Source organism: Gilliamella sp. CG35 (genome assembly GCF_046635745.1).
GTDB lineage: Bacteria > Pseudomonadota > Gammaproteobacteria > Enterobacterales > Orbaceae > Gilliamella > Gilliamella apicola_I.
Map to the genome: position 1 here is coordinate 88,604 of NZ_JBIDFH010000003.1, position 18,640 is coordinate 107,243.

Consider the following 18,640-nt stretch of genomic DNA (forward strand, 5'->3'; position numbering starts at 1 on the left):
ATGATTAAATCATACCTGATAATAAAAATGTGCAAAGTAACGCAACGACGGAAGCGATAAAAGTAGCACTGGTATAATATTTGAAGATTTCGGTCATTGTTGCGCCACAATATTGTTTAACCAGCCAAAATAATGAATCGGTCACAATTGTACAACCAATTGCACCTGAGCCAATTGCTAATGTGATAATTTCGGGACTGACATTAGGATACATGCTAAGCATAGGTGATACGATCGCTGTGGCTCCCATCATAGCAACCGTTGCAGAACCGACCGCAGCATGCAAAATAATGGCGACGAGCCAAGCTAATAAGATCGGATGCATATCTAATTGCGATAATATATTGGCTAAACTATCACTTAATCCACTGGTTTTTAAAATACTGTTAAATGCGCCTCCAGCTCCGATGATTAGCAGAATATTAGCAATAGATGAAAAGCAATTTTCGGTATGATTTAATAATTTACTCATCCCTATATTGCGTCTAAGACCTAATACATAATAAGCGACAAATGTACCAATAAACATTGCAGTAATAGGGTTTCCAATAAATTCCAGCGCTGCATACAAGGACGTAGTCTTATCAATATTTAACTCTGCTGTGGTTTTGATCAGCATTAATATTATGGGTAATAATACTGTAAACAGCGTGGCAGCTAAGGAAGGTAATTCGTCTTCGGTACGCACTTTTAAATCAGAAAACTCTTCAGGGACTTTTTTAAATGGCATCTTATTTTTAATGATTCGTAAAAAAATGGGCCCTCCCACTAATGAGGCAATAAGTCCAATTAATAAGCCATATAAAATCACACTACCAATATCTGCCCCTAAAGCATTAGTAACATATAATGCGGCGGGATGAGGAGGAACAATACAATGCACGGCCATTAAAGCGGTACATAATGGAATAGCTAACATTAATAGCGAAGTCTGCGTTTTTTTGGCTATTGAAAAAGCTAAAGGAATAAGAAGCACTACGCCTACTTCAACAAATAGGGTAATACCACAAATTAAACCCACTAATACCATGATGACTTCGGGAGATAACCAACGACATTTTTGCAAAGTTATCCCAATGCGTTCTGCTGCACCGGATACTTCCATCATTTTGCCTAGAATCGTACCTAAACCAATTACGGCAGCCAAAAAACCAAGTGTTCCACCGATACCATCTTCAATTGCACTTATCATTGTTAATGGTTTCATGCCCATTAATATGCCCACATAAAAACTCGATAATAGCAGGGCTAAAAAAGGATGAAGCTTCAATTTTACAATACTGATAACTATTAACAAAATACTACTAATCAACACACCTAAAACCCATATTTGTGAATCCATCAAGAGCTCCTGTTCAATTAAAAAGTAGGGGGGATATTAGATTTTATGCACTCACGGCTGACAAATGATAAATAATCATGTTTGCATGAGTTGAATTCAGTTGAAAAAGTAGTCTGTATAGTGAAATTAATGATTAACTAATTAAATTTAATTGATTAAATTTAATTAAGCAAATGACATAAATAAGTAAAGAAAGTGCATAAAATGTGCAATAATGATCATTACATTACTAAAAAATGAGTTGTTTTTGATTATATATTGATCTGATCAATAAGGTTGAGCATTTTAAACTGACGCTTATTTTATCATTAGTCTATTGACGTAATATGTTTATGACTTAAATAGGACAACAAATGGGTACAAGATGCATTATGGGATTGGATACCACAACTCATTGAATCATTCGTATTTCAATGCATTTAACACTAATTTAAATACATTTGAATGTCCTTTTCGGCTAGGGTAATAAATGTAAAAGGGTTCGTAAGTAATAGCAAATTCTGTTAATAATTCTATCAAACTACCTTCAGCTAGTTGTTTTTCAACATTGGGTCTACCTATCCAGGTAATGCCTAAACCATCTAATGCAGCCTGTTTGCGTAAATGATTGTTAATCGCAAATTGGGATGAAGGTTGGTACTTAATGATGTGTCCTTGATCTGTAAATTCCCATGTTAATTCTGTTGCGTGCTGGGCTGAAATGCGAAAACCAATTAGTTGATGCTGATCCAAATCTTTAATACATTTAGGAATCATTCTATTTTTAAGATAATTGGGACTTGCTACTAAAGCCATTGTTAAAGGTTCTGAAATTTTTACCGCAATCATTTCTTTAGGAAGATCATCACCAATACGACAACCCATATCAAATCCCTGCTTAACAATATCAACCCAATTGTTATCGCAAACAATTTCTATTTTTACTTGAGGATAATTTTTTAATAAAGGTATCAATTTAGGATAAATAATACTTTCAACCGCAAGGCTCGCGGCATTGATTCGAATTGTTCCGGAAGGTGTATTAAGAAACTGTCCTAATGCGCTGACTTCGTCATTAATTGATTGATATAATGGAGCTAATTGTTTGTAAAGCTGCTCACCAGCTTCCGTAAGAGACATACTGCGCGTGGTACGATTAAAAAGTCTTAAATTAAGGCGTGTTTCTAAATTTCGCATACTATGACTGAGTGCTGAGGATGAAACACCTAACGATTTAGCCGCTTTAACAAAACTCTTTGCTTCAGCGATAATAATAAAATAATTTAGCTCATTAAAGTTATGCATATTGACCGTATTGATGAATTTAATTCATGATACTATAAAAGAATCGCTGGTTTATCTCAATGACATTTCGTTTTAGAATAAATTTAACAATGTTCAATGCTCACTATTACAACTAGGTTGGGAAAAAGAGGGGATATGATGGAATATGTAAAACTAGGCAATACCGATATTGAAGTGTCACGATTTTGTTTGGGCTGTATGAGTTTTGGCGATCCTGCCAGTAAAATGCATGCATGGACACTTAATCCAAGTGAGAGTGAAGCGATCATTCAGCATGCGTTAAATTTGGGTATCAATTTTATTGATACAGCCAATATTTATTCAGCAGGAACCAGTGAAACGTATTTAGGTCAAGCAATCAAAAAAAATATTGCTCGTGATAAAGTTATTTTAGCCACCAAAGTCTATTTTAATGACGGTCACTTATCAAAAGGGGCAATTGAAAAAGAGATAGACGGATCACTTAAACGGTTAGGTACGGATTACATCGATTTATATATTATACATCGTTTTGACTATACCACACCAATTACAGAAACAATGGAAGCATTACATAAGTTGGTTCAAATTGGAAAAGTTCGAGCACTAGGTGCTTCTGCGATGTATGGCTACCAATTTTATAACATGCAACTTGCTGCTGAGCAAAACGGTTGGACGAAATTTGTCTCGATGCAAAATCACTATAATTTATTGTATCGTGAAGATGAAAGAGAATTAATTCCAATTTGTAAACAATTTAATGTTTCATTAACACCTTATAGTCCTTTAGCTGCTGGTCGTCTTGCTCGATTAGAGTGGACGACTGATACGTTACGTAGTAAAACAGATAAAACCGCTATCGAAAAATATGATAGTACCCAACAAACCGATACTAATATAGTAAAAAGAGTACATGAACTTGCTGAAAAATATGGCGTAACAATGACTCAAATAGCATTAGCATGGCAGTTTGCGAAAGGTGTTACCTCACCGATTATTGGTGCGACAAAAACGAAGTACTTAGATGATGCAGTTGGGTCGTTAAACGTCTTGTTAACCCCAGAGGATATCACTTATCTTGAAGAGTTATATATTCCTCATCGAATTGTAGGCGCATTATAAGTGAGCAAGTAGGTCAATTCTCCTTAATAGCATTATCCAGTATTAGGGAGAATCATATTAAATTAGCTTATTTGCACACTTTTAATAGTCAATTTTTCGTGAATTAAAATAAGTAAAATTCTCATTCATTTTTAAACAATATGACTTCGTCCAATCACCTTGTTCATTATATCCATAAAAGGAACATCTTTTTGTCTCTGTTGGTTTGGACTCTTTGTCATCAAAAAATTTAATGATAACTTTATCTAATTGATTTTTATCGTTATATAAAAATATCTTTTCTTCGCTTGACGTGTAAATATTGGCTAAATCCATTTTTAAGATATAAGTATTAACAATTCGAGAAATATTTCCATTTTCATACTGAATATCACTGATTGTCGATGGATTGGAAATACGCTCGATTTTTATTATTCTATTTTGATCATCATAAGTTGAAGACCATTCGATCTTTTTGGCTAAATCTTCTAAATGCAAAAGATTCTGCTTATCATCCAATTCCATATTTAAATCCAAATCATATTGATTATCTATCGAAAAATGGCTTTTTTTCGTCGCATAGTCGTTTGTGATCTTCACATGATCAATATCAACTGAGACAATGAAACCTCTATCATCTGATAGATATTGTTGGCGATCGCTGCCAATAATCTTTTGTTGCTTAATCAGTTTTGAATACGGAATATTCTCAACACTACTAAACAATAAATAGTTGTTAGTGAGCTCAACATTACTCAGTTTTTCATTTTTATTACAACCAAATAGAATGATTGATAAACCACATACGAAAATGATCCTTTTCATTGCTGTTTCCTTCATTAGTCATAGTATTCGAAAGAGCGTAAAATAAATCGCTTTGTTTCTTCTTGTTCGTCTAAACAATATAATTTTGTCCAATCACCATACTGGTTAGGATCATCGTAAACGCAGTTTAATTGCTCTGTGGGGATTAATTGATTGTGTTCATTGCTTTCATATTGACCATTTTGAGCAATAAAAGCATGTTCGACGCTATTAATGAGCTGCTTTTCTGTATTATAAAAGTATTGCTTTTTATTGAGGTAAAGTGGAACGATATTTGCTTCATCTGTTTTATCAAAAATTTCATAGTCTCTTTCAACAACTAATTCATTTTTATAAGTAATTTGATTAATAAATAGATAATTTGAACCACCAATAATGCTGTTTTCAAGTTTCACAACTCGTCCTTGTTCGTCATAGGTTGAGCGGATAACTTCGTTGCCGGATGAGTCAGTTATCGAAACAATATTTTGTTTATCATCAACATTAATTTTGTATTTTGAAAGTTCCTGATTTTTGATCATATATTGTGACTGCTGATAATCAAAATAGACTTTTTTATCGTTCAAATTGTAAAAGGTGATCAAACCATCTGCGTTCGTTTCAATCGTACCAAAATAACTTCCTTCAAACCGCTGCTTTTTAATCAGTTTTGAGTGAGGAGCAACATCATATTGACCATTATTAATATAATTATTGATGATAATTTTAGAATCGCTTTGCTTATTATCACATCCTAACAAAGTCAATAGTAAGCAACTATAGATGAGGGGGATTATATTTATTTTCATGCTTTTTAATCCTTTATATTTATTTGAACGTCCTGAATGACGAATATATTTAACCACAAATAGATCAGCGATTAAACAGAAAATTTATATATCTTAATCGAATAATGATATAAACTTTAAGTATTATCAAAATGAAAGCTTGATAATTATAATCCTAAATATCCTATCGTTATAAAAATAACACACATTAACAAAGAGTTATATTTTGTAAATATTGCAAACACAATCCAGAAGGAATGATAATGAAAAAATATTTATATTTACCTACCTTAATATTATTGGGGCTCGTGTTGATAGGTTGTGACACAGACAAAAGCAAGGACATAAAACAATCAGACAAAAAAGAGATCATAGTTGGATTACCCCCTAGTATGCACAACATTTTAATGGAGCGAGTGGTTAAGCCCGAATTAGAAAAAAAAGGCTACAGCGTCAAACTGGTCAATTTTAGTTCTTTGCGGGATGCCAATACCGCGCTGGTTGAAGGGAGTATTGATATGAATGCTGCACAGCATCAAGATTATCTTGACGTCTATAACAAAGAGACCCATAACGACCTTGTCTCATTAGTACACATTCCTTCCATATCTGCCGCTCTATTTTCACAGAAACATCATTCAATCAATGATATTGCATCCAATCAAATCATTGCTATCCCGAATGATCCCTCCAACACTTCTCGATCATTATTGTTGTTACAAAAAATAGGTTGGATCAAGCTTAAACCAGACACACAATCAGGCATAATCACCTTAAATGATATTATAGAAAACAGCTATAATTTAAAATTTAAAACGCTTTTATCAGAAATTATTCCGCGAGTACTTGGCGAAGTTGATTACGCAATTATGCCAGGCGGTGTGGCATGGTTGAGTAAAGTGCCAGCTGATAATATATTAATTCAAGAAGAATTATCGCCCAATTTAGAGCTAATGGTTGTCGTTAAAAAAGAAGATCTCAACACGGCATGGGCAAATGACGTTAAGCAACTTTACCAATCCGATAAACTTAAAAAATTTATTGAAGAAGATCCGGACGCTAAAGGTCGATTTATTTGGCCAAAATAGGATAGTTAAAAAACAACCAATATCTTTAGGTGGATAAAAGATATTGGTTTTATTATCAAATCTAATCATTTAATCTTATCAGCATTTGAAATTTACCTTCGCTCCATTTTGCTTTAAAGTTATTTTCAACCCATTAAATAACAGCTAATCATGCTATGTTAAGTTTTTTAGGGTTATAAAGTAACATTAGGTTCTATTAAACAAATCGTTATTTTTTTCACTTAACATTATTTAAATCTAAAAAATTTTTTTAATTTTTTATTAAGAATATTTATTCCAATATTTACAATTTTTTCTTTTTTTTAATTTATTTATCTTATTGATTATAAATGAAATATTTGTAATTTTTGCGTGGTGTTTATATATGATTGTGGTAAAATCGCAATCCCCAAAAAAGATAAAATGAAATAAAAGTAATGACTAAAATTAAATATTTTTTAATTGTTGTTTGCAGTTTGGCTTTAGTCGGCTGTTTTGTACCAAGTAAAATTCAAACTATGATCGATAATCCAACTTCGAACGAAATAAACGTAACCATTGATGGAACTGAACACGTTATTCCTCCAGTTTCAAAGATCGCTTACTCTTTTGAATTTGGTAAACATACTCTAGTTTATAACCAAGAAACTTTAAATATTCTGGTAAAACCCAATCGAAAGAATGAACTTAATATCATTAATCCAACATTAAATAATTACGTAATAATGAACTTCTATTTTATCGACGAAAAAATGAAACCTGCTGATTATGGTATGCTACTAATGTCCAAAAAATCAAGTATGACCACTGTATCAATAATGTATGATGGAAAGGTAAAGGAAATAGAGTTACCTCTTAGTGTGACAAATGACTTATTTATTGATCAAAGCGAATATTGGTGGAAATATGATCTTGACAAACCTGTACCAGAGAAAATAACGATCAGGGACTCTACCAAATTCTCGACGATAAAAAAAATATACCGGGAAGCGGAGTTTTGGAAAATTGCGCCAGAATATGTAGAAGAATTAGATGATTATGATATACCTTTAGATAGAGTACGTTTTGTTGAACGTACACCTGAATTAAACAAATTACCGGCGTTTTCTATTCCTGATATTGCTTTAAATTCTATCGCTTGTGAACAAGGACGTAATGATATTCAAGCAAAACTCAATAATTGGCAGCAAATTTTAACCTTAACAGGAAGTGATTTTAGTGAAGGTTATAAAGATTTTAAATCAACAATAATCGATGCCAACACCGAAGCTTTCAAAAATTGTGATGGTTATAGTGAAGCATTAAATGATATTGCTGATGCACTCGAATCAATTAGCGATTTGAATTTTGTTATCTTGCAAGAATAAAAGGAATTGAAGTGTTGATATAAGCATTAAACTTCGTCTTTTTTGTGTTAAGGCATAAAATAATTTTTACTCATTTTATGTCTTAATTTTCAAACAATAATCAATAAAAAATCTATTTTTATAAGGAATACTTCGTTGATTGCTGACTGATTCGTCATAAAAAACACTAACCTAGATAAAAATATATTGATATACATCACAAAAATCAGAAAAAAATATTTTTTTAAACCTCAATCAACCTCATACTAATAACCAATCTTAATTAAAAAAAGGTATATCATTATGATTAAAAGGAAATTAAAATTAGCAGCCATTATCAGTAGTTTTATCCTAAGTACTTCAACTGTTTTTGCTTCAATTGACGATGTGAAAGACCTTAAAATCATTAGTTACAATGTCTATAATGGTATGAAATTAGACGAAACAGACGGAAAACAGAAATTTATCGAATGGGCAAAAGCACAAGATGCCGATATTATTGCCTGGCAAGAAATGAATTTTTTTACTCGTGAAAAGGTTGAAAAATTTGCCGCAAGTTATGGACATAAATATGCGGTATTATTGAAAGAAAAACCTGATGATGCCGCTTTTTTCCCTGTCGCCATTACGTCAAAATATCCTATAGTCAATGTTGATAAAGTCGTGGATAATCTATGGCATGGTGCGCTGTATGCTGATATTGGCAACTATCATTTTGTTATTACCCATATGAATCCATTTTGGACAGAAAAAAGAATTGATGAAATGAACTTAATTATCGATTCTATCAAATATAGCCGTGATCCAAATGGTAAATGGATTATTGCTGGTGATTTAAACTCTTTTTCACCTGCGGATAAAGAAACCTACGATAAAAGTAATCTGTTAAACGATATCAAAGAAAAACAGAAACAAAGACCGATATTAGATAATCTTGTTAATGGACAATTAAGTTATACCGTTCAACAAAATTTATTGGATGCAGGGTTTATTGATGCGTTGAAAATTACAAATAAAGAATTTATTGCAACAGCGCCAACCAAAGTATTTTATGATCAAGCTTCAACACCGCTGCGTTATGATTATATTTATATATCCCCCCCATTAAAAAACGACGTTATTGAGGTTAAAGTCTTAAAAGACGATTTTACGGATAATTACTCTGATCATTATCCTGTACAAATGATTATTAAAAATAAATCATCACAACCATAATAGTGAAAGCCATGTATCATTGCATGGCTTTTATCAGTCATTTTTATATGACAGTATTTTCCAATGATAATCATCAAGTTGTGATTGTGATCGCAACATGTCCATTTAAATTCAATTAATATCAAAAAGAGCATCGAATAATCTAACTCGAATTGATGAAATCAAAAAAGTTGTAGGATAAAGATATGAAGAAAAATTGTTTAGTGCTGACTATAGTGGGTTTGTTTTCGTTATTTTCATATGCATTGGCAACAGAAGATTTAGTGATATCACAATATCAACATTCGCCGAATAAAGTGTATACCGATAAAGATCAACCAGAAATTACCATTGCAAATTTCAACATTGCAGGCGGGCTTAGAAAGCATAAGGTTAATTTAGATTTAGTTGCTAACGCGATTAAAGCAATGGATGCGGATATCATAACTCTTGAAGAAGTCGATCAAAATACCACACGTAGTGATGGCTTAGATCAAGCAAAAGTAATAGCAGAAAAAACGGGCATGTACTATCTGTTTGGCAAAGCAACGGACATGAAAGGCGGTAATTACGGTAATGCCATATTGTCTAAATATCCAATAGTAAAAAGTAAAACTTTTTTGTTACCCTCTGGTGATTTTGAACAACGATCCCTGATGTTAAGTCAAATTAATGTGCCGGGTTTTGATTCGCCAATTTATGTGTTTAATACTCATTTTGATTGGCATGAAGAAGATGAGGTAAGAATGTCACAAGCACGTTTTATTAATAGTATTGTGTTTGATGATCAGGACTTAGATGATGAATTTCCAAATTTAGTATCTGGAATTATGGTCTTATTAGGCGATTTTAATTCTGTTAAAAATGATAGAGTCATTAAAGAGCTTGAAAAATACTGGACATTGGTAAAACAAGAAAATGTCGATACTCGCACTTGGCCAGCAGGAAATCCTGGATTAGATTTAGATCATATTTTTACAAGTCGAAATCAAATATGGCAAGTTGAGCAATTCATTATTCCCAATGATGGCAATGAGTGGAATGGTATCAAATGGCCACTTGTAAGCGACCATATCCCAGTGATTGCTAAATTAAAATTGATTGAGCAATAAAAAAAGGAAATGGGCATATAGCCCATTGTCTTTTAGCATTCATTTTAGTTTAGCAATAACATAAATATAAACTAGCTCGCTGATTAATTCGATAAGTGTTTGTGTTACGATGATTGCCGGTAAAATGGGTATTGCATTAGGTATGGCTAACGCTAAAGGTAAAATGACTAGCGCATTTCGAGTACCGGCACTAAAAGCTATCGCTCGACTTCCTGCGACGGAAACATGAAAACAACGACCAATAAACCATCCAACTAAAGGGGCGACAATAGCAAAAATTATATAAAATGGAATAACGGATACTACGACTGATAAATTACCCTTCAGCTGAGGTAGAACTGCCAAAATAATGATAAAAAGCGTTAATGCCGTGGCTGGAACGGGTAACATATTTAACCCATATATCATTTTTTTGCCTGTGTGATTTCGTACAGCCCAGACTTGCATTAAGGTAGCTAAACAGAAAGGAATGACCATTAACCAAATAAAAGCATGGATAAAGGGTTGGAGGTGAATGAGCTGGTTGACCTGTTCGCCAATCATAAAAGTTAAGTATACAGGCAGTAAAAACATTTGTAACAACAATAATAAAGGTGTTGCCATCAATAATAAACGGGCATCTGCACGTCCAAGATGAGAAAAAGTGACAACATAATCAATACAAGGGGCAAGTAACACAAGTAATACGCCCAGTCTAATGAAAGGCTCGGAAGGTAGAAATAGCGCTAATAATCCAACCCCAACAGGTATAATAACAAAATTTGTTATAAGTAATGCCAATATAAATCGCTTATAAGACCAAAACGGTTTAATCTCAGTCACAGGAACTTGTAAAAAAGTGACAAATAACATGAATGCTAATACTGGATTGATAAACATGTCGAATATTGAGGTGTTGTCTAAACAAAATACCAGACCAATAGCTATCATTACCACAGAAAAATAAATAGCTATCTGATTTTTTTCTAAGTTATCTTTGATTTGTTGCATAGTGTCATTATTCATTAGGCAATAACGAACAGATAGCATATCAGAAATCAACAAATTTAAAGAATGTAATATTCATGCCATTGGATATAAACAGTTATCATTGTATTTCGGTTCAATTCAAATTATTTGATTAATTATTTAGTTCAAATAGCTAATTTTTTGACAGCATCTAAATGGAAAATACCTTGGATTTATTATCCATATCATTGTTTTGCTTAAATTTATCAATTAAAATCATTATAGCGTTGACAACAAATGAATTTTTGTTGAACTACGCATTCAAATTGGCAAGCATTTATCAAAAATGCGATCTTTGTCACATCAGATAATAAAAGCAAATTCGCTGTCTAATTATCAACGATCTTTCATTGTTGAACTCGGTACAAACAATCATATCTCTATTTTAGGGAAAAAATAGCATTGTATTTCAATATGAAGCCAAATTAGCTTTTCATTTTGAGACAAATAAAAGCTTTTTTTAACAATTTCAATCGACCTGTAATCTGTAACCAAGATCACAATTTATCATCATTCAAATACCTATACTGATATTTATATTTCGGTCAATTCTTTTGTCGAATTTTTATCAATCAGGAGGTCGTAATGAAAACGTATGTCAAAAAATGGATCACAATTGGGTTACTCAGCGCATTTGGTTTATCTGTTGATGCGGTGTGGGCTAAAGAATATCAATTAACAGGGCAGTATACCCAAATCACGCTATCTGATAGTGGCAATCAACAAAGCGTCACATCGTTTAATATTACTAATCCCGTAACTAATGATTCAATCACTGTTAATACGCTATTTGAGATCACGCTAAATTCGGGGCAAAAATTGACCGATAAAGATTTTCACTTAGATAATTTACAACAAAAAGACAATCAAATTTATTTAAATTTCAGTGGTCATGATATTGCGATTCAAACCCTATTGATTCTCAATGATGATAAACATTTTGCCAGTTATGAACTGCAAATCACCCCTAAAAAACAGGCACTTTCAATGTCAGACGTTTCTTTAATGCCGTTTCATTCTCAAGCGCCATTTGTTTACGGCTCCGTTGTCAGTTCGCCGATTATTAGTGATACCTTTTTTATCATTCCCGAAAATCCATTAACCAATACCGTTGCCTATGAAGGTGGTGTGTTGCAAAAAATTCCGCAAGCTATCCCGTTACAAGTCAATCACACCTTGAGTTACAAAACCTATATTGGCACTTATGAAAAAGGGCAATTAAGACGCCATGTAAATGAATTTATTAATCAAGTTCGCCTGCGACCATATAGCCCGTACTTACATTATAATTCTTGGCTAGATATCGGATTTTTTAATCCCTATACTGAAAAAGAAGCACTGTTACGAATCGAACAATATGGTCAAGAATTAGTTGAAAAACGTCATGTTACCCTAGATGGTTATCTGTTTGATGATGGTTGGGATAATTTAACGGGTAACTGGGGATTTGGTGATAATTTTCCGAGTGAATTTAAAAAATTAAAAACCGCATCAGAAAAATATCACGCCGCGCTGGGTATTTGGTTGTCACCTTGGGGTGGATACAATAAACCACGTGATACTCGTGTTGCCAATGCATTAAAACTGGGTTATGAAACCATGGATGGCAAACTCGCCTTATCAGGCCCTAAATACTATGCTAATTTTCATAAACGAATTTTAGAATTAATCCAAAATCAGAACATTACCATGTTCAAACTCGATGGAACAGGTAATGCAGATAAAGTGATCGCCGGCAGCCAATTTACCAGTGATTTTGATGCTGCGATTCATTTGATCCAAGATATGCGTAAAGCTAATGATCATTTATATATTAATCTAACAACTGGTACACAAGCGACGCCGTCTTGGTTATTTTATGCCGACTCTATCTGGCGAGGTGGCGATGATGTCAATTATTATGGACCCGGTAGTAAAGTTCAACAGTGGTTAACTTATCGTGATGCGGAAACCTATCGTTCTATTGTTTTAAAAGGTCCCTTGTTTCCATTAAATTCACTTATGCTGCATGGTATTGTATACGCTAAACAAGCAAAACATTTGCAACAAGAAACCGAAAATGACTTTGCTGATCAAGTTTGGAGTTACTTTGCAACAGGAACACAATTACAAGAAATGTACATTACGCCTGAACTGATGACAACAAACAATTGGGATACGTTAGCATCGGCTGCTAATTGGGCAAGAGATAACCAAAACGTCTTATTCGACACTCATTGGATTGGTAAAGATCCCACAAAATTAGGGGTATATGGTTGGGCGGGATGGACGCAAGATAAATCCATCATTACTTTACGCAATCCGTCAGATAAACCGCAAATTTATTATCTGGATTTACAAAATGATTTAGAGTTGCCGGCAAAGGCAAGTTCACATTTTAAAATCAACATTGATTATCACAGTGAAGCTTATGCGCAAAAACCAACGAGTGTGGAAAAAACGGCATTAATCACTCTTGAGCCTTTCGAAACAGTTGTCATGTCGCTAATTCCACAATAATTACAATATGCCTTGTCTGCAAATACAAGGCATAAAATTAGGCTCAAAATAGTCGTTTGAAATGTCAAAGTTTAAAACGGGCTTAAAACGAATGGAACAAAAAATAATCTAATGAAACTATTTACAATAGTAAAAAAGCTCATGTTGAACTGATATAATTTTTTCATTCAGGTTTCCTGCTTATCTGATAGGGAACCTGAAAATTAACATCAAATCGATACGACGTTTTTAACATCACTCTCCATTTCGTTGCTTTATTTTGATAATAAACATGAAAACACTAGGTTGTTTTAACCGTTAAATAAAAATAATTTTGTTAACGTTTTCAACCAAAATTTATACATATTTTTCTGTCTATTTTTTGACAAACCCAATATACTTGCCAAACCTATATTTGATAATGATTATCATTATTATTTGTAAGGTTAAATTTAGAGATGTGTTAAATGATTTAATTGTTTTTTATGAAGGAATGAAACATGAGTTATAAAAAGGTAAGTATCTTATTACTCTTTATGAGTTTTTCTTCACAAGCTGAGTCTGTGCTTGAAGATAAAGATACAAAGCAAAATATTGATAAACCGAATAAACCATTAACGAAGAACAATATGGTCAATCGTGACGATATAGACGATGTGATTACTGTCATTGCCGGCTCATCAACGCAAGATGAATTAAAAAAAATAAATAGTGTTATTGCGGGACGATCAACACTTTCATCAGGGCTAATAGAACAAAAACAGTCCGATAATGTTGCCGAATTGCTCAATACTTTACCCGGTGTGAGTGCTGCTGGTTCAGTTAGGCCAGGGGGGCAAACCTTAAATATATGGGGTTTTGGTAAAGTTGAAGATGTCAAAATTATTGTAGATGGTGCACAAAAAGGATTCCAAAAATATCAACAAGGATCGATTTTTGTTGAACCAGAACTTCTTAAACAAGTTGAAGTTAACAAAGGTCCACACGATGTGAAGTTTGGAAATGGCGGCTTTGGTGGCGTGATAAAAATGGAGACTAAAGACGCGATTGATCTGCTTGACCCCAATCAATACCTTGGCGCATTAATCAAATACAGTTTTCATTCAAACAATCATCAAAATATGGTGACTGGTGCAGTTTATGGTCGAACACAAGATGACATGTTTGATGGTCTTATTTATTACACCAACCGAGACAGCGGTAATTTTAAACGCCCTGATGGCTCGAGATTTGAGTTTTCAGAAGATGACATGGATTCCTACATGGCGAAACTCAATTTTAGACCCAATGAAGAACACACTTTCACTCTATCAGGTATACGTTCAAAACGAGATTCATGGCAACCTTGGGCTGCCAAATATGTCGAAAAAATGACACCTCCAACCGCTGCACAAATTAAAAAATATGGATATAAAGCAGCATGGTTAAGAAAATTGGTAAAACGTGATCAACAAGATGAATCCGCCCAATTTAAATGGAATTATCAGCCAACTTATAATCCGTTAATTAATTTGACGTTACACACCACTTATTCCAAAACCAAACAACATGATACTCGTCCTAATAAATACAATCCGGTGGCTTCATTAGGGACAATGGGTAACGAAAGTTGGGTTAGCTATGCCGATAAAACTATCGAGCTTGAAAATGTCAGTATTTTTAACACCGGCGCTATCGATAATGCATTAAAAATTGGATTACAAGCACATCTACATGATCGTGATACGTTAATGTATTACAAAAACTATGCTAAAAAGCCAAATTATCACAATGGTTATTTCCAACCGGCTTACATGCCTTCTGGTAAACAGCAAACTTATAGTTTTTATATTCAAGATGAACTTTCGATTAGTGATTTTGTCTTATCACCCAGCCTTCGATACGATTATGTCCGAAATCACGGTAAAAAGAATTATGCTTCAGCGTATAACGATCCCGATCCTCGTTATGGTCATGACTATTCACCCGTGACCTATTCAGGTTGGACACCACGCTTTGGATCCTATTGGCAAACCACCCAAAATGTCGGATTTTTTGGGGATATCAGTTATGCATGGCAAGCACCAACAATTGATGAAAGCTATGAAGTCCAGTTCACTCCTAAAAATGGAGGAAGCGGTAAAATTTCGGCAACCAGCCGTCATTTGAAAAAAGAGCGGAATTTATCAATTCGAATTGGGAATATTCTCGATTTTAATAATTTAATACTCGAAAATGATAAGTTACAAGTTCGTAGCACGTTATTTAGACAGCGTGTCACCGATGAGATTTTTGTTACTCGAGGATTCAATGGATCAATATGCGGTCCAGGCAAAGCGTGTCCGCTTGGGCAGGCAAATTATCGTAATATTCCAGGTAAAATGATTGTCAAAGGTTTTGAACTTGAAACGTTTTATGACAGTAAATATTGGTTTGCAAGTGCCACTTACTCAATTCAAAAAGGCGAACGAGATACAGCACCACAAGCACCATGGATGCATCATAAGACCTATGTCGCAACGATTGCACCACGCACCGCAACATTAACAACGGGGTTTAAAATTCCGGACTGGAATGTGAGAGCAGGGTGGAATGCCCAATTTGTACGAAAACAAGATCGCACAGGATTAGAAGATAGAAATCATGACGGATTAAATGATCTGGGCGCTTATGGATTAGGGCGATCGTCGGGGTATTCAATACACAATCTTTTTGCGAGTTGGCAACCGACTTTTCTGCCTAAAGCCGAAATTAAGCTAACCATTGATAATCTATTTAATAAAGATTATCGACTTTATTTAGGCGAAAACACTTATGGACTCGCCCGAAACTTTAAAGCAAGTGTTTCATACCGATTCTAAACTTCATTTAAATGTGAATACTGCCAGTTTACTGGCAGTTTCAATAAGTCATCAGTGCTGAATCTATCTACCATTTGCCTGCCGTTGAGCCACCGTCAACGACCATAATTGTACCGGTAACAAAATTAGAATCTGTTAAATACATGACGGCATTGATAATATCTTGAACCTGTCCAATCCGATTGACAGGAGCCATAGATTTTAACACTGCTTGAACTTCGGGATCGGTAGGATGCATTGGGGTCTCAATAATGCCAGGTGCAATACCGTTAACCATAACATGGCTTGATGCTAATTCTAATGCTAAACCTTTAATGGCACTATTAATACCGCCTTTGATCATAATCGGTAATAAAGCTGGTATAGTCAAATTAGGTTGCATAGCAATGGCAGCAGTAATATTAATGATATGTCCTGACTGATTGGCTATCATATGTTTAGCCGCTGTCTGAGCAGGGTAGAAAAACCCTTTAAGGTTGGTATCAATTAGAGTGTTTAGATCATCTTGCGTATACTCAACGGCGGGTTTAGATATAAATATGCCTGCATTATTCACTAAAATATCGACTTTACCAAATCTTGCAATAGCGTGTAAAAAAAGCAATTCTGCCGTTTGCGGCTTTGCAATGTCCCCAGCTACAAGTAATAAATTATCAGGTTCGCCTAATTTAATCGCTGCTTGTTCTAAACGAGCTTTATCTCGACCATTGGCAACGACATTGAAACCTCGCTCAAGATAGGCTTTCGCTATCGCAAAACCAATTCCACTTGAAGCACCAGTCACAATAACGGTTTTGTTTCCTTTATTCATCGAATTTTATTCCTGTTTTGTCTTTAAAAATACAAATAATTATATAAGAGTTGAATTGAAATAGAAATTCGATTGCAAAAAGTAAATTAATTGACAAAATTCTTTAGCAAACAACAAACAGCAAACAGAATGAATTCTATTTACTGCTGATTTGATTAAATCAACGCATAAGATATTGTTTCGATCGATTAATCCAAATCACTAAAAAGAGTGTGCGTCCTAAACTAAATAAAATATAGGAAAACCACAACCCGTTATTGCCCCATATTGGTACAAAAATAGATTGAGCGATTAACCAAAGTAAAAGGGCAAGGATCATAGAATCACGAATAGAAGATGTATAACTGATGCCTGAAAACACCCCGTAATAGATCAATCCACCAGCAACCACAACCGGAAAAATAACTAACCAATAATGGTATTGTAGACAAAGATTAATGATGTCATTTTGATTGGTTAATAATCGGATTATCGTGGTGTCAAAAGCAAACCAGATTGCAATTAATATCACCGGACAAATCACACACGCTTGCAGTGACCAACGCAAGGTTTGTTGGTATAACGCCATATTTTGGGTGCCTTTAGCTTTACCACTAAATACACTTGACGCATTAGCAAAACCATCAAATAAATACGCCATTAAGTAATGGATTTGAAACAGTACCGCATTGGCCGCCAATACTTCAGTACTAAAACTTGAACCAATCGAAATAAAATGATTCGTTACAACTAGCAGGCAAATAGTTCGAATCATTAAATTAGTATTAACTAAAATTACCCCTTTCAATGACTGCCAAGAAAGGATCGATTTCAAATCCGTTTTTTGTTGTGATTGGGGTAAATAGCGACCAATAAACCCGATCCCTAACAACGTACAAATCACTTGCGCACTGAGTGTTGCAAATGCCACGCCTTGAATATCCCAATGAAAACCCCAAACAAAAATGACTGCCATAATAATATTGAGTAAATTAATCAACACTTGCAAAAACAGCACGGCTTTTATTTTGGACATCCCCATTAACCAACCAACCAGCACATAGTTAATCAGTACAAACGGGGCTCCCCAAATTAAGATCGAAAAATAGATATCTGCGTAATGCCTAACTTCTTGATTCGGCTTGATGATTTGCATTGAAGCACCAAAAATAAATTGCTGAAAAACAATAAATAAAATGCCTAAAACAATCGCAATAAACAGGGGGCGAATTAACGAAGAACGCAGTAATAGAGGATCATCTAATGCTTGTGCCGCAAATCCGGTGGTACTCACACGTAAAAAACCAAATAACCAATAAATAGTATTAAAGATCACCGCACCAACGGCAATGCCTGCAATAAAAGCAGGATTGGGTAGATGACCGACCAACGCAGTATCAACCACGCCCAATAATGGGGTTGTAATAGTGGAAATAATAAAAGGGATAACCAATGCTAAATAATCGTTAAAACGATAACGTTTATTAACGGCGGATTGTGTTGTCAT

14 protein-coding genes are annotated in these 18,640 nt (G+C 34.1%); 7 read left to right on the forward strand and 7 right to left on the reverse strand.

Annotation, left to right across the window (positions count from 1 at the left end; all coding sequences use genetic code 11):
- Positions 1–4: 4 nt before the first annotated feature.
- Positions 5–1,342, reverse strand: coding sequence for a D-serine transporter DsdX (gene dsdX, locus ACGH4F_RS01805; RefSeq protein WP_411589764.1), 1,338 nt, complete (start codon positions 1,340–1,342; stop codon positions 5–7).
- A gap of 399 nt (positions 1,343–1,741) precedes the next feature.
- Positions 1,742–2,626, reverse strand: a complete 885-nt coding sequence (locus tag ACGH4F_RS01810) for a LysR family transcriptional regulator (protein WP_267359680.1) — start codon at positions 2,624–2,626, stop codon at positions 1,742–1,744.
- 138 nt (positions 2,627–2,764) lie between these two features.
- On the opposite strand from ACGH4F_RS01810, the gene ACGH4F_RS01815 reads away from it, so the two are divergent.
- A complete protein-coding gene (locus tag ACGH4F_RS01815; protein WP_411589890.1) occupies positions 2,765–3,727 on the forward strand; it encodes an aldo/keto reductase in 963 nt (320 codons plus the stop codon).
- 81 nt (positions 3,728–3,808) lie between these two features.
- Here ACGH4F_RS01815 and ACGH4F_RS01820 read toward each other — a convergent pair whose 3' ends face one another.
- Together ACGH4F_RS01820 and ACGH4F_RS01825 are read right to left on the reverse strand one after the other, a co-directional pair.
- Positions 3,809–4,531 carry a hypothetical protein gene (locus ACGH4F_RS01820; protein ID WP_267359682.1) on the reverse strand — a complete coding sequence of 241 codons (723 nt, stop codon included), beginning with the start codon at positions 4,529–4,531 and terminating at the stop codon, positions 3,809–3,811.
- A gap of 14 nt (positions 4,532–4,545) precedes the next feature.
- Positions 4,546–5,319, reverse strand: coding sequence for a hypothetical protein (locus ACGH4F_RS01825; protein WP_411589767.1), 774 nt, complete (start codon positions 5,317–5,319; stop codon positions 4,546–4,548).
- Positions 5,320–5,561: 242 nt separating this feature from the next.
- Between ACGH4F_RS01825 and ACGH4F_RS01830 the strand changes: the two genes are divergently transcribed.
- From ACGH4F_RS01830 to ACGH4F_RS01845, 4 genes are all read left to right on the forward strand, one after another.
- Positions 5,562–6,386 carry a MetQ/NlpA family ABC transporter substrate-binding protein gene (locus tag ACGH4F_RS01830; RefSeq protein WP_267350859.1) on the forward strand — a complete coding sequence of 275 codons (825 nt, stop codon included), beginning with the start codon at positions 5,562–5,564 and terminating at the stop codon, positions 6,384–6,386.
- 416 nt (positions 6,387–6,802) lie between these two features.
- Positions 6,803–7,732 (forward strand): hypothetical protein, encoded by a 930-nt coding sequence (locus ACGH4F_RS01835; protein WP_411589768.1) that lies wholly within the window; start codon positions 6,803–6,805, stop codon positions 7,730–7,732.
- Positions 7,733–8,014: 282 nt separating this feature from the next.
- Positions 8,015–8,926: an endonuclease/exonuclease/phosphatase family protein gene (locus ACGH4F_RS01840; RefSeq protein ID WP_411589769.1), complete on the forward strand. Its 912-nt coding sequence runs from the start codon at positions 8,015–8,017 to the stop codon at positions 8,924–8,926.
- A 185-nt stretch (positions 8,927–9,111) separates the two neighbouring features.
- Positions 9,112–10,017 carry an endonuclease/exonuclease/phosphatase family protein gene (locus ACGH4F_RS01845; RefSeq protein WP_411589771.1) on the forward strand — a complete coding sequence of 302 codons (906 nt, stop codon included), beginning with the start codon at positions 9,112–9,114 and terminating at the stop codon, positions 10,015–10,017.
- Between the two features lie 39 nt (positions 10,018–10,056).
- Here the strand turns inward: ACGH4F_RS01845 and ACGH4F_RS01850 are convergent, their stop codons facing one another.
- Positions 10,057–11,007: a hypothetical protein gene (locus ACGH4F_RS01850; protein WP_267359690.1), complete on the reverse strand. Its 951-nt coding sequence runs from the start codon at positions 11,005–11,007 to the stop codon at positions 10,057–10,059.
- Between the two features lie 603 nt (positions 11,008–11,610).
- On the opposite strand from ACGH4F_RS01850, the gene ACGH4F_RS01855 reads away from it, so the two are divergent.
- Together ACGH4F_RS01855 and ACGH4F_RS01860 are read left to right on the forward strand one after the other, a co-directional pair.
- Complete coding sequence (locus ACGH4F_RS01855; protein WP_411589773.1) at positions 11,611–13,524, forward strand: enterotoxin; 1,914 nt, start codon at positions 11,611–11,613, stop codon at positions 13,522–13,524.
- A gap of 479 nt (positions 13,525–14,003) precedes the next feature.
- Positions 14,004–16,343 carry a TonB-dependent hemoglobin/transferrin/lactoferrin family receptor gene (locus ACGH4F_RS01860; RefSeq protein WP_411589775.1) on the forward strand — a complete coding sequence of 780 codons (2,340 nt, stop codon included), beginning with the start codon at positions 14,004–14,006 and terminating at the stop codon, positions 16,341–16,343.
- Between the two features lie 67 nt (positions 16,344–16,410).
- Here the strand turns inward: ACGH4F_RS01860 and ACGH4F_RS01865 are convergent, their stop codons facing one another.
- Both ACGH4F_RS01865 and ACGH4F_RS01870 read right to left on the reverse strand, forming a co-directional pair.
- Positions 16,411–17,154 carry an SDR family NAD(P)-dependent oxidoreductase gene (locus ACGH4F_RS01865; protein ID WP_267359694.1) on the reverse strand — a complete coding sequence of 248 codons (744 nt, stop codon included), beginning with the start codon at positions 17,152–17,154 and terminating at the stop codon, positions 16,411–16,413.
- Between the two features lie 160 nt (positions 17,155–17,314).
- Positions 17,315–18,640, reverse strand: coding sequence for an MATE family efflux transporter (locus ACGH4F_RS01870; protein ID WP_267359695.1), 1,326 nt, complete (start codon positions 18,638–18,640; stop codon positions 17,315–17,317).

Excerpts from the sequence above, each read along its gene's own strand:
- dsdX (WP_411589764.1), bottom strand. The coding sequence starts at position 1,342 with ATGGATTCACAAATATGGGTTTTAGGTGTGTTGATTAGTAGTATTTTG.
- ACGH4F_RS01810 (WP_267359680.1), bottom strand. The coding sequence starts at position 2,626 with ATGCATAACTTTAATGAGCTAAATTATTTTATTATTATCGCTGAAGCA.
- ACGH4F_RS01815 (WP_411589890.1), top strand. The coding sequence starts at position 2,765 with ATGGAATATGTAAAACTAGGCAATACCGATATTGAAGTGTCACGATTT.
- ACGH4F_RS01820 (WP_267359682.1), bottom strand. The coding sequence starts at position 4,531 with ATGAAAAGGATCATTTTCGTATGTGGTTTATCAATCATTCTATTTGGT.
- ACGH4F_RS01825 (WP_411589767.1), bottom strand. The coding sequence starts at position 5,319 with ATGAAAATAAATATAATCCCCCTCATCTATAGTTGCTTACTATTGACT.
- ACGH4F_RS01830 (WP_267350859.1), top strand. The coding sequence starts at position 5,562 with ATGAAAAAATATTTATATTTACCTACCTTAATATTATTGGGGCTCGTG.
- ACGH4F_RS01835 (WP_411589768.1), top strand. The coding sequence starts at position 6,803 with ATGACTAAAATTAAATATTTTTTAATTGTTGTTTGCAGTTTGGCTTTA.
- ACGH4F_RS01840 (WP_411589769.1), top strand. The coding sequence starts at position 8,015 with ATGATTAAAAGGAAATTAAAATTAGCAGCCATTATCAGTAGTTTTATC.
- ACGH4F_RS01845 (WP_411589771.1), top strand. The coding sequence starts at position 9,112 with ATGAAGAAAAATTGTTTAGTGCTGACTATAGTGGGTTTGTTTTCGTTA.
- ACGH4F_RS01850 (WP_267359690.1), bottom strand. The coding sequence starts at position 11,007 with ATGCAACAAATCAAAGATAACTTAGAAAAAAATCAGATAGCTATTTAT.
- ACGH4F_RS01855 (WP_411589773.1), top strand. The coding sequence starts at position 11,611 with ATGAAAACGTATGTCAAAAAATGGATCACAATTGGGTTACTCAGCGCA.
- ACGH4F_RS01860 (WP_411589775.1), top strand. The coding sequence starts at position 14,004 with ATGAGTTATAAAAAGGTAAGTATCTTATTACTCTTTATGAGTTTTTCT.
- ACGH4F_RS01865 (WP_267359694.1), bottom strand. The coding sequence starts at position 17,154 with ATGAATAAAGGAAACAAAACCGTTATTGTGACTGGTGCTTCAAGTGGA.
- ACGH4F_RS01870 (WP_267359695.1), bottom strand. The coding sequence starts at position 18,640 with ATGACAACACAATCCGCCGTTAATAAACGTTATCGTTTTAACGATTAT.